We start from the raw sequence: 13,428 nt of genomic DNA on the forward strand, positions 1-13,428 counted from the left end.
ACTGCAGACGCCTTCGGCATCAGGTGCTGTTTTTTCAACATTATTGGTGGCAATTAATGAAGCAAGTTGTTCAGAACATGGCGAGCGGCGAGACCTCCTTGGTTCAGGCTCCGGTTCCTGCGGTTCGCACTGGTTCGCTACAGATCAATACCAGCCGCACGCTGATTTCTGCCGGTACCGAGCGGATGCTCGTGGGCTTCGGCAAGGCCAACTGGATCGAGAAAGCGCGTCAGCAACCCGATAAGGTCCGCATGGTGCTGCAGAAGGTGCAAACCGATGGCCTGGCCACGACGGTCGAGGCAGTGCGATCCAAGCTGGCTCAGCCACTGCCGCTGGGGTATTGCAACGTAGGTGTGGTGGCTGCCAGTGGCGCTGGGGTATCGGGCTTCAAGGTTGGCGATCGGGTGGTCTCCAATGGGCCGCACGCCGATGTCGTGGTTGTGCCGAAAAACCTTTGCGCGCTGATCCCGGACTCGGTCAGCGATGAAGCCGCTTCGTTCACGGTACTTGCAAGTATCGGTTTGCAAGGTATCCGTCTGGCACAGCCGACACTGGGCGAGGCGTTCGTCGTTACTGGTGTCGGCCTGATCGGCCTGGTCACTGTTCAGTTGCTGCGTGCCCAGGGTTGCCGCGTGCTGGCTATCGATTTCGACGAGCAGAAGCTGGCGTTGGCACGCAACTATGGCGCTGAGACCTGCAATCCGGGCAGGGGTGAAGACCCAGTGGCGGCCGGGATGGCGTTCAGTCGCGGGCGAGGGGTCGATGGCGTCATTATCACGGCCTCGACGAAATCATCGGACCCGGTTACTCAGGCGGCGAACATGTGCCGCAAACGCGGCCGAATCGTGCTGGTAGGGGTTACTGGCCTGGAGTTGAACCGAGCGGATTTCTATGAAAAAGAGCTGACGTTCCAAGTGTCGTGCTCTTACGGTCCGGGCCGCTACGATCCAACGTACGAGGAGCAGGGCAACGACTTCCCTATTGGCTTCGTGCGCTGGACCGAACAACGCAACTTCGAAGCCGTTCTCGACATGCTTGCCAGCGGCCAACTGGACGTTGCCCAACTGGTATCCCATCGCTTTGCCTTCGAAGATGCCGCCGATGCGTACCAAACACTGACCAGCGAGAATTCGGCGTTGGGCATCGTGCTGGAGTACCACTCGGCGCCTCAGGAGCGTCATGTCAGAGACGTGGCTCTGGCGCCCCAGTCGAGCGTTGCTTTCGACCCGATCAAGCCGGTAGTCGGCTTCATCGGTGCTGGAAACTATGCCTCGCGGATGCTGATTCCCGCCTTCAAGGCTGCCGGGGCACAATTCCACACCATCGTCACTGCTGGTGGCCTCAATGGTGTCATTCACGGTAGCAAGTCCGGTTTCGCCCAGGCATCCACGGATGTGGGCGCCATGCTGGCCGACCCTGCGATCAACACCGTGGCCATCGTCACCCGACATGATAGCCATGCGCGCTTCGTATCCCAGGTACTGGAGGCAGGCAAGCATGTGTTCGTTGAAAAACCACTGGCAATCGACGAGCAGGGGCTGGCCGATGTGCAGGCTGCCTATGGCCAGGCCGTGGAGAAAGGGCTGACGCCGCACCTGATGGTGGGCTTCAACCGCCGTTTCTCGCCGCAGGTGCAAAAAATGAAGGCGCTGCTGGCTGCGGTCAAGGAGCCCAAGTCACTGATCATGACCATGAATGCTGGCGCCATTCCTGCAGACCACTGGACCCAGGATGAAACCGTGGGCGGTGGACGGATTATCGGCGAGGCCTGCCACTTCATTGACTTGATGCGTTTCTTGGTCGGGTGTCCGATCGTTTCCATCCAGGCCCGCCGCATGGGTGACTCGCCAGCGGTGGCCGTGACGGAAGACAAGGCATCGATCACCCTGGGTTTCGAGGACGGCTCGTTCGGTACCATACACTACCTTGCAAACGGTGCTGCAAGTTTCCCCAAGGAGCGCGTCGAGGTATTTGCGGCCGGTCGCGTGCTGCAACTGGACAACTTCCGTAAACTCAAGGGCTTCGGCTGGCCAGGGTTCAAGAAACTCAACCTGTGGAAGCAGAACAAAGGCCAGTCTGAATGTGCGGCGGCGTTCCTGGAGGCCGTGGGGCAGGGTAAGGCCACGCCTATTCCGAGCGATGAAATCTTCGAAGTGGCGCGGGTCAGTGTGGAAGTAGCTCGGATGATGCGCGCGCAATGAGCCTGTTTTTCGTCAAGGCCAGAACCGCGTTGGCGCTCGGCCCCGGCAATCTGTGCAGGGCATTGGGTTATCGCCTGGGCGTGAAGACAGGACTCAATCCTGTGCGCCGGCTCACCGCCGAAGTGCCTTCAGGACCGTTTTTCGTCAACCCCTCGCGACAGGTTGAAGATTTGCCGGTAAACGGGCAGTGGGCTGGCGAGGTCCTCTACTACGGCCTGTGGCCTGTCGCCCAGAGTGAAGCGCCACCGGACTGGCATTTGAACCCCCTGACCGGGGTTCGTGTTCCTTCGCCTGAGCGGGAGTGGTGGCGGATTGCTGATTTTGACCCTGTCGTTGGAGATATAAAAAGCATTTGGGAAGCTTCGCGATTCGACTGGGTGCTCGCTTTCGCCCAACGCGGCTGTCGCGGTGATACTGCGGCCATTGCCCAGCTGAATCAATGGTTGGCACATTGGTGCCAACACAACGCGCCTTACCAGGGGCCGAACTGGAAATGTGGCCAGGAGGCATCCATACGCCTGCTGCATCTGGCCATGAGCGCGATCATTCTGGAGCAGCACAAGCAAATTCTGCCAGGCTTGGCGGCGCTGATTGAGGTGCACCTGAAGCGGATTGAGCCAACCATCAGTTACGCCATGGCTCAGGACAACAACCATGGCACTTCCGAGGCTGCCGCGTTGTATGTTGGCGGCAGTTGGCTGATGAAGAACGGTCATCCTGAGGGGGGGCGCTGGTACCGCACCGGGCGCCGTTGGCTTGAAAACCGTGCAGCCCGCCTGATCGAACGCGATGGCAGTTTCAGCCAGTATTCCGTCAACTACCACAGAGTGATGCTCGACACCTTGTCCATGGTCGAGGTCTGGCGTCGCACACTTGAATTGCCGGCGTTCAGCACGAGTTACCAGGCCAAGGCGCGGGCAGCAGCAAACTGGCTGTTCACCTTTGTCGATGAAACCTGCGGGGATGCCCCGAACATCGGTGCGAACGATGGCGCACGTCTGTTGCCGTTGACCAGCACCGACTACCGAGACTTCCGTCCTTCGGTGCAATTGGCGATGGCGCTGTTTTGTGGCCAGCGGGCTTATGTCGAGGTGGGGGCGTGGGATCTCCCGCTGCAGTGGCTGGCCCTGACAGCACCTTCGGCCCAGGCCGAGCGGCCCGGCAGTCAGCAGTTCGACCAGGGAGGCTATGCGGTGCTACGCCAAGGCGAAAGTACCGCAGTGCTACGTTATCCCCGTTTTCGCTTCCGCCCGGGGCAGGCTGATGCTTTGCACCTGGACCTATGGCGCAACGGGCGGAATCTGCTGCGCGACGCCGGCAGCTTCAGCTACAACGCAGAGGCCGAGTGGTTGCGATACTTCCCAGGTACCGCCAGCCACAATACGGTGCAGTTCGGTGAGCGCGACCAGATGCCCAGGCTCAGCCGTTTCCTGTTCGGCTCCTGGCTGAAGATCTGCCGCCTCGAGCCGTTGGCGCGTGGCGATGGTTTCACAACATGTGGAGCGGGCTACCGGGATGGCCAAGGGGCCCAGCACTTACGCCATGTAAGTCTTGGGGAGCATGGGTTGCGGGTGCGTGACCAGATCGTCGGCTTTGCAGGCAAGGCCATTTTGCGTTGGCGCCTGGAACCCGGCGACTGGGTGTTGCAAGAGCATGGTGCGAGCAACGGCTCGCATCGTCTGACGGTGACAGGCGACATGCCGATTGTGCGCTATGAGCTGACCGAGGGGTGGGAGTCCCGTTACTATCTCGAGAAAACGCGTGTACCAGTGCTTGAAGTCGAAGTGGCGACAGCTGGAGTCTTGATTACGGAGTATCACTGGTAACCATGAGAGTTCTCTATTTTCATCAGCATTTCTCTACCCCAAAAGGCGCAACAGGCATTCGCTCTTACGAAATGGCCCGGCGCCTGGTTGCCCAGGGGCATCAGGTAACCATGGTCTGCGGCAGCTACGGTGGCGGCAATACCGGGCTGAGCGGGGCATTCAAGTCCGGCAAGCGGCAAGGTCAGGTTGAAGGCATCGATGTCATCGAGTTCGACCTCGCCTATGCCAATAGCGACGGCTTCCTCAAGCGTGCTGTCAGCTTTCTCAAATTTGCGTTGCGCAGCATAGGAGTGGCACTGACGGCCAGGTATGACCTGGTATTCGCCACCACCACACCGCTCACGGCAGGTATCCCGGGCATATTCGCACGTTGGCTGCGCAATAAACCCTTTGTCTTCGAGGTCAGGGACCTTTGGCCCGAATTGCCTAAGGCCATGGGTGTGATCAGAAATCCTTTGGTGCTCTGGGGCATGTCGATGCTTGAATGGGCCAGCTATCGCTCGGCCCATCGCCTCGTCGGTTTGTCGCCGGGCATTGTCGAAGGCATCGTTTCGCGAGGGGTCGATCCGTCCAAGGTGGCGATGATCCCCAATGGCTGTGATCTTGATATCTTCGATGCCCCAGCCCAGCCGTGGCGCCCGCAAGGGGTTGACGATAGCCAGATGATGGCTGTTTTCGCTGGCACCCACGGCATGGCCAACAAACTCGATGCGGTGCTCGATGCCGCTGTACGTTTGAAAGCCCGGGGGCGTGATGATATCCGGTTGGTTTTGATTGGTCAGGGCAAGCTCAAGCCAGCCTTGGTGAACCGAGCCAAGGCTGAGGGGCTGGACAATGTGGTTTTCCACGATCCGGTCAACAAGGAGCGGCTGGCTGGCTTGATGGCCAGTGCCGATCTGGGGCTGCAGGTGCTGGCCAACGTACCGGCGTTCTACTTCGGCACTTCGCCGAACAAGTTCTTCGACTACATTGCCTCGGGCTTGCCGGTGCTCAACAATTACCCTGGCTGGCTCGCCGAAATGATTGTGAATGAGAATTGCGGATTTGCCGTGGCTCCCGAGGATCCGGACGCATTCGCCGATGCACTGGAGCAGGCCGCTTCCGATCGTGCCGAACTCAAGACCATGGGCGAAAGAGGCAGGCAGCTTGCGGCGCGCAGCTTCGATCGCAAGCTGCTGGCCGGCCAGTTCGTTCGGTGGCTGGAAGGAGTCAAGTAATGTTGAAACGGCTATTCGACCTGACAGCTGCTGCGACTGCCTTGCTGCTGCTGTCGCCAGTCATCGCCCTGGTGGCATGGAAGGTACGCAAGAACCTTGGCGCTCCTGTGCTGTTTCGCCAGCAGCGTCCGGGCCGTGACGGCAAACCGTTCGAGATGATTAAGTTCCGCACCATGCGCGATGCGGTCGATGCCCAGGGTAACGTGTTGCCCGATGCTCAGCGCATGACGCCGTTCGGCAGCTTTCTGCGCGCTTCCAGCCTTGACGAGTTGCCAGAGCTGTGGAACGTGCTCAAGGGTGAGATGAGTCTGGTCGGCCCGCGGCCACTGCTGCTGGAATACCTGCCCCTTTATTCGCCGGAGCAGTACCGTCGTCACGATGTGCGTCCGGGCGTGACGGGCTGGGCCCAGATCAATGGCAGGAATGCGCTGAGCTGGGAAGAAAAGTTCAAGCTCGACGTCTGGTACGTGGACAACCGCAACTTTTGGCTGGACCTCAAGATACTGTTTCTCACGGTGAAAAAAGTTGTGAAGAAGGATGGGATCAGTGGTGATGGCGAGGTGACCATGAGCAAGTTCACTGGAAACCGTTCATGAAGCGTCTGGCGATCCTGGGGGCCAGCGGGCATGGCAAGGTGCTGGCAGACATGGCTGAGCTGTGTGGTTGGCGTGAGGTCGTGTTTTATGACGATGCCTGGCCCGGGCGTCAGCTCAACGGTCATTGGCCGGTTGTCGGCGACAGCGCCGCGCTGTTAGCTCAGCTGTCTGGTATTGAAGGTGTCATCGTCGGCATCGGCAACAATCAGGTGCGCCACGACAAGCAACGCCAGTTGGCTTCAGCCGGGGCGCCGATCGTCTCGTTGATCCATCCGCATGCCGTCATCAGTCGGCACAGTTCGGTCGGGGTGGGTAGCGTGGTAATGGCTGGCGTGGTGGTGAACATTGATTCACGTGTAGGGATCGGTGCGATCCTCAACACTGGCTGCAGTGTCGATCATGATAATCTTCTAGGCGATTTCGTTCACTTGAGCCCCGGTGCGCGCCTAGCTGGTGGGGTTACCGTAGGCGATCTCAGTTGGGTTGGTATTGGTGCCAGCATCCGTCAGATGATCCAGGTAGGATCTCGTGTGGTGATCGGTGCTGGTGCCGTAGTTGTCAAACCTGTAGCCGACGGCAACACGGTCGTGGGCGTTCCAGCACGCTCTCCTGTCCGTCAGGGCTGACTGTCGCTTGCGGGTGCTGACCGAATAATGGACTTATTGCTATGTTGAATACTGCTTTTGCTCCGTGGCCGTCCTTCACCGAAGAAGAGGCCAATGCTGTACGTGATGTGATCCTTTCCAATAAGGTAAATTATTGGACCGGGCAGGAGTGTCGGGAATTCGAGCGGGAGTTCGCCAAATGGTCGCAGTGCGAGTATGCCGTGGCGGTGGCCAATGGCACGGTCGCGTTGGACCTGGCGCTGAAGGCCCTGAATATTGGGGCGGGTGATGAAGTCATCGTCACTTCCCGTACTTTCCTTGCATCGGTCTCGTCGATCGTCAATGCCGGGGCCGTGCCTGTGTTCGCCGATGTTGATCGCGACTCCCAGAACATTACCGTTGAAACGATTCGTGCCGTATTGACCGAGCGTACACGCGCAGTCATTTGCGTGCATCTGGCCGGTTGGCCGTGCGATATGGACCCGATCATGGCCCTGGCTGCTGAAAAGGGACTGAAGGTCATAGAAGACTGCGCGCAGGCCCACGGTGCATTGTACAAGGGGCGTTCAGTCGGCTCGATCGGCCATGTGGGCGCTTGGTCCTTCTGCCAGGACAAGATCATGACCACGGGTGGCGAAGGGGGCATGGTCACCACCAATGACCGTACATTGTGGTCTGTCATGTGGTCCTACAAGGATCACGGCAAGAGCTGGGAGGCTGTCTACGAGCGCCAGCATCCTCCAGGTTTCCGTTGGCTGCACGAGACTTTCGGTACCAACTGGCGCATGCTCGAGGTGCAGGCCGTAATTGGGCGGTTGCAGTTGCAACGGATGCCCGAATGGCAGGCGCAGCGAAGTGAGTACGCCCAGCGCATTGGGGCGGCGGCCGCCCAATTGCCAGGTCTGCGTGTGCCACAGGTGCCGGAGGACATTCGCCATGCCGCCTACAAGTGTTACATATTCGTCGAGCCGCAGGCATTGGCCGAAGGTTGGGACCGTGACCGTATCGCCCGGGAAATCAATCAGGCCGGTGTGCCTTGCTACTCAGGGTCTTGTTCCGAGGTCTATCTGGAGAAGGCCTTCGATGGTACTGACTGGCGCCCTGAGCAACCGCTGCCGATTGCCCATGAACTGGGTGAGACCAGCCTCATGTTTCTTGTTCACCCGACCTTGGCTGCCGGTGAGATCGAATTGACCTGCGAAGTACTGGCTTCGGTGATGGCACGTGCCGTGGCTCGTTGAACCACTACGTGCAAGGTGTGAAACGCTTTTGAGGAATATATGGACAAGATTCGCTCACGGTTGCTGAACCTGAATCGCAGCCAGAAGCGGCTGATCCAGGTCGCTACCGACGTGGTGCTGGTATGGGCTGCCCTGTGGCTGGCATTTGCCGTTCGGCTCGGGGTCAATGAAATGGACAACCCTATTTTGGAGCACCCATGGTTGTTCCTCAGTGCGCCATTGACTGCAATTCCCCTGTTCGTACGCTTTGGCATGTATCGTGCTGTAATGCGCTACCTCGGCAATGATGCTTTGGTTGCCATCGTCAAGGCGGTGACGCTTTCGTCGCTGATTCTGGGTTTGGTTATTTTCTGGTACAGCAATCATCGCCCCCTGGTCCCGCGTTCCATCGTGTTCAACTATTGGTGGCTCAGCCTTATCATGGTCGGCGGCTTGCGCCTGGCCATGCGTCAGTACTTCCTCGGTGATTGGTTCGGTATGCCAGCAAATGTGCCCTTCGGCGCGCGTGAAAATGGCTTGCCCAAAGTGGCGATCTATGGAGCCGGGGCGGCAGGCAACCAATTGGTGGCAGCCTTGAGGATGGGGAAGATGATGCGCCCGGTGGCGTTCATCGACGATGACGCCAGCATAACCGACCGGGTGATTTCTGGTCTTCATGTCTACAGCTCTGCTCAAATCCAGACGATGATTGATCTGACGGGGGCTGAAGAGCTGTTGTTGGCGTTGCCCTCGGCGAGCCGTGCGCGCCGGCGTGAGATCCTGGGCTTTCTTGAAGGTTTCCCGCTTCATGTGCGCAGTGTGCCTGGGTTCATGGATCTAGCCAGCGGGCGGGTCAAGGTCGACGATATCCAGGAGGTCGACATTGCCGACCTGCTCGGCCGTGATGCGGTACCGGCACAGAAAGACCTGCTGTCGCGTTGCGTGCTCAATCAGGTGGTTCTGGTAACTGGGGCAGGCGGGTCGATCGGTTCGGAGTTGTGCCGTCAAATCCTCACGCTGAAACCTCGTATGTTGTTGTTGCTGGAGCATAGTGAATTCAACCTCTACAGCATTCTGTCCGAGCTTGAACAGCGTATCGCACGCGAGTCACTGTCGACCAAGGTGCTACCGATCCTTGGCTCGGTGCGTAACCCGCATCAATTGCTAGACGTGATGCGTACCTGGCGTGTAGAAACGGTCTATCACGCTGCAGCCTACAAGCATGTGCCGATGGTTGAACACAATATTGCCGAAGGTATTCACAACAATGTCTTTGGCACGCTCAATACCGCTCAGGCAGCAGTTCAGGCGGGCGTGGCCAACTTTGTGCTGATTTCCACCGACAAGGCGGTTCGCCCGACCAACGTCATGGGCAGTACCAAACGCTTGTCGGAGATGGTGCTGCAGGCCCTGAGCAAGGAGCAAGCGCCTGTGCTGTTCGGTGACAAAGGCAATGTCGCCCAGGTCAACAAGACGCGTTTCACCATGGTCCGCTTTGGCAACGTGCTGGGTTCATCGGGTTCGGTAATCCCTCTTTTTCATCGCCAGATCACGGAGGGCGGCCCGGTCACTGTCACGCACCCGAAGATCACCCGCTACTTCATGACCATTCCCGAAGCCGCTCAATTGGTCATTCAGGCCGGGTCGATGGGGCAGGGGGGGGATGTGTTCGTGTTGGACATGGGGGAGCCGGTACGGATTGTGGAGCTGGCGGAGAAGATGATTCACCTATCCGGTTTCAGCGTGCGCTCGGAGCGCAATCCGCAGGGCGACATCGCCATTGAGTTCACCGGCTTGCGCCCAGGGGAGAAACTCTACGAAGAATTGCTCATTGGCGATAACGTGATTCCAACCGGGCATTCAATGATCATGAGTGCTGCGGAAGACTTCCTACCGTGGGATGCGCTCAAGGAGGCTATGCGACAACTGTTGCAAGCCGTTGAGGCAGACGATTTTGTGCAGGTTCGGAAGTTGTTGCGGGAAACAGTGATTGGCTATATTCCGGAGGGCGATATTGTGGACTGGATTTATCAACAGCGTCGGTTGGAGTGCTAGTCTGGTGTCTCGGAATTAGTTTTAATTATTTTTTCAGCCGCACGCTCAACTTTGGCCAGGATCGTATCGGCGCTTTTATGACAGACAAAAGGCTTTGGATCTGCATTGTGCCGGTCGATATAATCCCGAATTGAACGTTCGAGATCAGCCACGCTGACATGGGCGCCTCGCCTGATCGATTGCTCGGTAATCTGACTGAATAAACGCTCGACCAAGTTCAGCCAGGAGTAGTGCCGTGACGCTTATAGTCGTGTGTACGCGTAGACGCATGGCCGAACATCAGGGGTAAGCCGGGTGGTGTGCGATCAAGGGCCTGAATCTGGCTTTTCTCATCCATACTCAGCACCAATGCGCGGTCACGCGGTGAGAGATAGAGACCTACGACATCACGGACCTTGTCGACGAAAAACGGATCGCTCGACAGCTTGAAGGTGGATTGCAAGTGAGGTTTTAGGTCGAAAGCGCTCCAGATTTGTTGCGCTGTAGCGGGCGATACACCTGTTGCTGCGCTCATGCTGCGTACGCTCCACTGTGTGGCATTCTCGGGCAGGCTTTGAAGCGCCCGGTTGACAACGTTTTGCACCTGCTCATCCGAAACGGTACGTGGGCGGCCTGGGCGCGCTGCATCTATCAGGCCAACAAACCGGTAGGCGACGATCATGCTGCGTTGAAAACAGGCTCGGAATGCTCATTGACAACCAGTCAACTCCGCTTCCTCGCCTATTTTCGCCTTGCCTGATCGCCGCTCGGATACTTTTCGTACAAACCCTAGTGTGGTGTTTCAGAAGTACCGCTGAAAATTTGGGCTAGTCTCTGTAGACCCTCACTCATCAAGCGTTGTGTATCGACATGGGCCGACCAGCAACTGTCATTACCCTTTCTGAAACTGAAAAGTCGGAGCTGCTACGCCGGATCAAGCTCCGCAAAGGCGCCCAAGACGCTCGTCTACGCGCGCAGATAATCCTCGCCTGTGCGGCAGGCGAATCAGGCAATGACATCGCGCAGCGCTTGGGGACAAGCAAGGATGTAGTGTCGCGGTGGCGCCAGCGTTTTTCTAAATTGGGCCTGCTGGGCCTGAACGATGAACCGCGCTCTGGCCGACCGCGCACCATTTCCGATGAGCAGGTTCAGCAAGTGGTAAACCAAGTCCTGCAAGGTAAGCCCGACGATTCCAGTCACTGGAGCACGCGACGGATGAGTCGTGAGACGGGCCTATCTCCTGCGAGCGTTATGCGTATTTGGCACGCGTTTGGGATCAAGCCGCACTTGGAAAAGACCTTCAAGCTCTCCACTGATCCATTGTTTGTCGACAAGGTGCACGACATCGTTGGGCTCTACTTGAACCCACCCGAACGCGCCCTGGTGCTTTGCGTTGATGAGAAGAGCCAGATCCAAGCGTTGAACCGCACACAGCCGGGCTTACCGCTTTTCCCAGGTAACCCTGCAACCCGCACACATGACTACAAAAGGCATGGAACGACCTCGCTGTTTGCTGCCCAGGATGTGGCAACCGGTGAGGTGATCGGCCGACTCAAGCGCTAACATCGCAGTACTGAGCTTCGTTGGCGCATGGAAATCCTGGCGATAAGGGTGATCGCGTCCGCTTAAAAATACGCGGACACCATCGCCCTTAAAGCTGGAGTTCGGAAGGTGAGTTCGCCGGACGCTTACTAATCACCGGCTGCATCCGATAGCGGTCATAGTGTTGCCGCAAGGATTCTGCGTTATAGCCTTTGTCGGCCAGGAGCCAGCGACAGCGCTTGCGTGGCCTACCTCGACTCGAGGGGATGTGGACACCGTCCAGCAGTCGTTGAGCATGGGAGATGTCGCTGGCGTTACCACCTGAGAGCGTGAAGTGGAGTGGGATGCCACGGGCGTCACTGATCATGTGAATTTTCGTCGTCAATCCACCCCGGCTTCGTCCAAGTGCGTGGTCCGTTGGTTCTTTAGCCCCCTTTTTTGCCTGCTCCGGCAGAGGCACGGGTGGCTCTGACGGTGGTTGAGTTGATGCACCAGGTGGTCAAGTCAATCTGGCGCTGTGCATTGAGTTTGGGGTGTGACCGTCTGAGCATCTTGTTGAAGGTTCCTTGGTTTCGCCAGTCTCGAAAGCGTTGGTAGGCCGTTGACTCTTGGGCGTCCTGTACGTCGATGTGCGGTGAAGAGGGCTGCGACTATTCCCCCTTCTGCGTCGGAAAGTTCGTATCGCTTGGGCATGGCTGAATCCTTCGCCTAAAAAGCGAGAACTCTACGGAAAATCAGGCTTCCAGAGGTGCCGCTGAGGTTATACAGGTTTTCATACAACACCTAAGGTAGTGAAGAGTGCATCGTAATTTCGGTTACATAATAGGTGTTCCAATGATTGGTTGAGATTTATGTCTTTACTGTTTTGCTCTGATCGGATAGCATAAATAATTTTGGCTTGACCGTGCGTCGTGCGTCGTGCCTCGTGGCGGACTCTATCAAGGAATATAACGGGTGAGTTTGATTACGCGTACCAGAACTATTGAGTTTATGCTTTTCTTGTCCGGTTATTTTTTGTACCGTTTTCAGTACGGCTTAGAAAACGAATTCGTCTCCTTTAATTTGGCTCCATTGCAAATCCTGTGTGCTATTTATGCTCTATTGCGTTTTCCAATCAAGCCGATTGCTTTGCTGTTGGTGGTGGGGGGGGCGCTGGCTTTATTGCTGGTGCAGGGGCTTTATTATTATGGTGTTGTCATTCCCGAGTCTAGTCTCCCTGGTGATGGTTATGAATACCTCTCTGCTGCCTTGAGGTTATGGGTCTACCTATTTTTCATCTGTGCTTATGCCCTGACAGTACGACAGCAAGACCTCGATGATATATGTAATGCTTTTCTTAAGCTTTCGCGCTTTTCAGTAATTGTTGCACTTTTGTCTCTGGTTCTATACCATGTGACAGGTATCTCGGTGCTGCTGAACTTCTATGCTGTTGAGCACCTGATCCGTCCTCAGGCGTTCCTTTCCGAGCCTTCAGCATTCGCCCCCATTGCCGCAGTGCTGCTGATTGTCGGTTGGACGAGGGGCACCTATAAGGACATAGGTTACGCACTGTTGGCTCTGGCGGTTACCTTTTCACCTATTTCAATCATGACTACTGTTGGCACAGCATTTCTCTATGCGTTCCTGTTCGGCATCCGCAGTGTGTTGTTGAAAGCTACCATCGCATGCTTGGGGCTCGCTGTCATAGTTCCTATGCTGACGATGGATTGTGTGCCGCTTGTCACAAGTCTGAACGGATTTGAGCGAACCTTGGGGCGTATGTCCTGTGGTGTGCAGGTTATATTTGATAATGATCTTAGAGATCAGCTAAAGTATACTTTTACCAACCAGCGGTTAACTTCGGCTTTTATTTCTATCGATCATCTTCAGCAATATGAAGGGGTCTTTTTTGGCTTTGGGCTTAATTCGTCGTCGGTGTTTATGCCGGAACTCTACGGAGTGGTGCGGGAGAACTCCCTATGGTTCTCGATGCTTTTGTTCTACGGTGTTGTAGGGCTGTTGGTGTTCTTTTTGGTTGTACTTGCTGCCTTGTTTCGGGCAAGAAATGTACCTCGTGATTTCGCTGTTTTGTTTCTATCGCTAGTGGTGGCGTCAACACTCAACTCGGCAGGTGGATTCTATCTCTATTCACTGGTTTTCTTTGTGTCCGGTGTTTTGCTGGTCGGCAGAATAAGATAGGCGCGATTA

The 13,428-nt window shown here is 56.8% G+C and carries 8 protein-coding genes and 3 pseudogenes; 9 read left to right on the plus strand and 2 right to left on the minus strand.

What is annotated here, in order from left to right; all coding sequences use genetic code 11:
• Positions 1–56: 56 nt before the first annotated feature.
• The 7 genes from AC25M7_RS06895 to AC25M7_RS06925 are packed head-to-tail and all read left to right on the plus strand — an operon-like array spanning position 57 to position 9,720.
• Positions 57–2,201, plus strand: a complete 2,145-nt coding sequence (locus tag AC25M7_RS06895; protein ID WP_486970879.1) for a bi-domain-containing oxidoreductase — start codon at positions 57–59, stop codon at positions 2,199–2,201.
• Complete coding sequence (locus AC25M7_RS06900; protein WP_486970880.1) at positions 2,198–4,027, plus strand: heparinase II/III family protein; 1,830 nt, start codon at positions 2,198–2,200, stop codon at positions 4,025–4,027. Before AC25M7_RS06895 ends, AC25M7_RS06900 begins: the two co-directional genes overlap by 4 nt.
• Positions 4,028–4,029: 2 nt before the next feature.
• On the plus strand, positions 4,030–5,244 hold the full coding sequence (locus AC25M7_RS06905; protein WP_486970881.1) for a glycosyltransferase family 4 protein: 1,215 nt from the start codon (positions 4,030–4,032) through the stop codon (positions 5,242–5,244).
• Positions 5,244–5,840, plus strand: a complete 597-nt coding sequence (locus tag AC25M7_RS06910; RefSeq protein WP_486970882.1) for a sugar transferase — start codon at positions 5,244–5,246, stop codon at positions 5,838–5,840. Before AC25M7_RS06905 ends, AC25M7_RS06910 begins: the two co-directional genes overlap by 1 nt.
• Positions 5,837–6,466 carry an acetyltransferase gene (locus tag AC25M7_RS06915; RefSeq protein WP_084941772.1) on the plus strand — a complete coding sequence of 210 codons (630 nt, stop codon included), beginning with the start codon at positions 5,837–5,839 and terminating at the stop codon, positions 6,464–6,466. Before AC25M7_RS06910 ends, AC25M7_RS06915 begins: the two co-directional genes overlap by 4 nt.
• 41 nt (positions 6,467–6,507) lie before the next feature.
• Complete coding sequence (locus AC25M7_RS06920; RefSeq protein ID WP_084941773.1) at positions 6,508–7,686, plus strand: DegT/DnrJ/EryC1/StrS family aminotransferase; 1,179 nt, start codon at positions 6,508–6,510, stop codon at positions 7,684–7,686.
• Between the two features lie 39 nt (positions 7,687–7,725).
• Positions 7,726–9,720 (plus strand): polysaccharide biosynthesis protein, encoded by a 1,995-nt coding sequence (locus tag AC25M7_RS06925; protein ID WP_486970883.1) that lies wholly within the window; start codon positions 7,726–7,728, stop codon positions 9,718–9,720.
• On the opposite strand, the pseudogene AC25M7_RS06930 reads toward AC25M7_RS06925, so the two are convergent.
• Positions 9,717–10,387: pseudogene (locus AC25M7_RS06930) on the minus strand (transposase); the annotation flags it as partial. The gene AC25M7_RS06925 and the pseudogene AC25M7_RS06930 overlap by 4 nt on opposite strands.
• Before the next feature lie 182 nt (positions 10,388–10,569).
• Here AC25M7_RS06930 and AC25M7_RS06935 point away from each other — a divergent pair.
• Positions 10,570–11,259, plus strand: a pseudogene (locus AC25M7_RS06935) (IS630 family transposase); the annotation flags it as partial.
• A gap of 124 nt (positions 11,260–11,383) precedes the next feature.
• Here AC25M7_RS06935 and AC25M7_RS06940 read toward each other — a convergent pair.
• Positions 11,384–11,934 (minus strand): annotated as a pseudogene (locus tag AC25M7_RS06940) (IS5 family transposase); the annotation flags it as partial.
• A 261-nt stretch (positions 11,935–12,195) separates the two neighbouring features.
• Between AC25M7_RS06940 and AC25M7_RS06945 the strand changes: the two are divergent.
• Entirely contained in the window at positions 12,196–13,419 is a 1,224-nt protein-coding gene (locus tag AC25M7_RS06945; RefSeq protein ID WP_486970884.1) for a hypothetical protein, read from the plus strand.
• Positions 13,420–13,428: the final 9 nt, after the last annotated feature.

It is taken from the genome of Pseudomonas sp. P106(2024), assembly GCF_057480815.1.

Excerpts from the sequence above, each read along its gene's own strand:
- AC25M7_RS06895 (WP_486970879.1), top strand. The coding sequence starts at position 57 with ATGAAGCAAGTTGTTCAGAACATGGCGAGCGGCGAGACCTCCTTGGTT.
- AC25M7_RS06900 (WP_486970880.1), top strand. The coding sequence starts at position 2,198 with ATGAGCCTGTTTTTCGTCAAGGCCAGAACCGCGTTGGCGCTCGGCCCC.
- AC25M7_RS06905 (WP_486970881.1), top strand. The coding sequence starts at position 4,030 with ATGAGAGTTCTCTATTTTCATCAGCATTTCTCTACCCCAAAAGGCGCA.
- AC25M7_RS06910 (WP_486970882.1), top strand. The coding sequence starts at position 5,244 with ATGTTGAAACGGCTATTCGACCTGACAGCTGCTGCGACTGCCTTGCTG.
- AC25M7_RS06915 (WP_084941772.1), top strand. The coding sequence starts at position 5,837 with ATGAAGCGTCTGGCGATCCTGGGGGCCAGCGGGCATGGCAAGGTGCTG.
- AC25M7_RS06920 (WP_084941773.1), top strand. The coding sequence starts at position 6,508 with ATGTTGAATACTGCTTTTGCTCCGTGGCCGTCCTTCACCGAAGAAGAG.
- AC25M7_RS06925 (WP_486970883.1), top strand. The coding sequence starts at position 7,726 with ATGGACAAGATTCGCTCACGGTTGCTGAACCTGAATCGCAGCCAGAAG.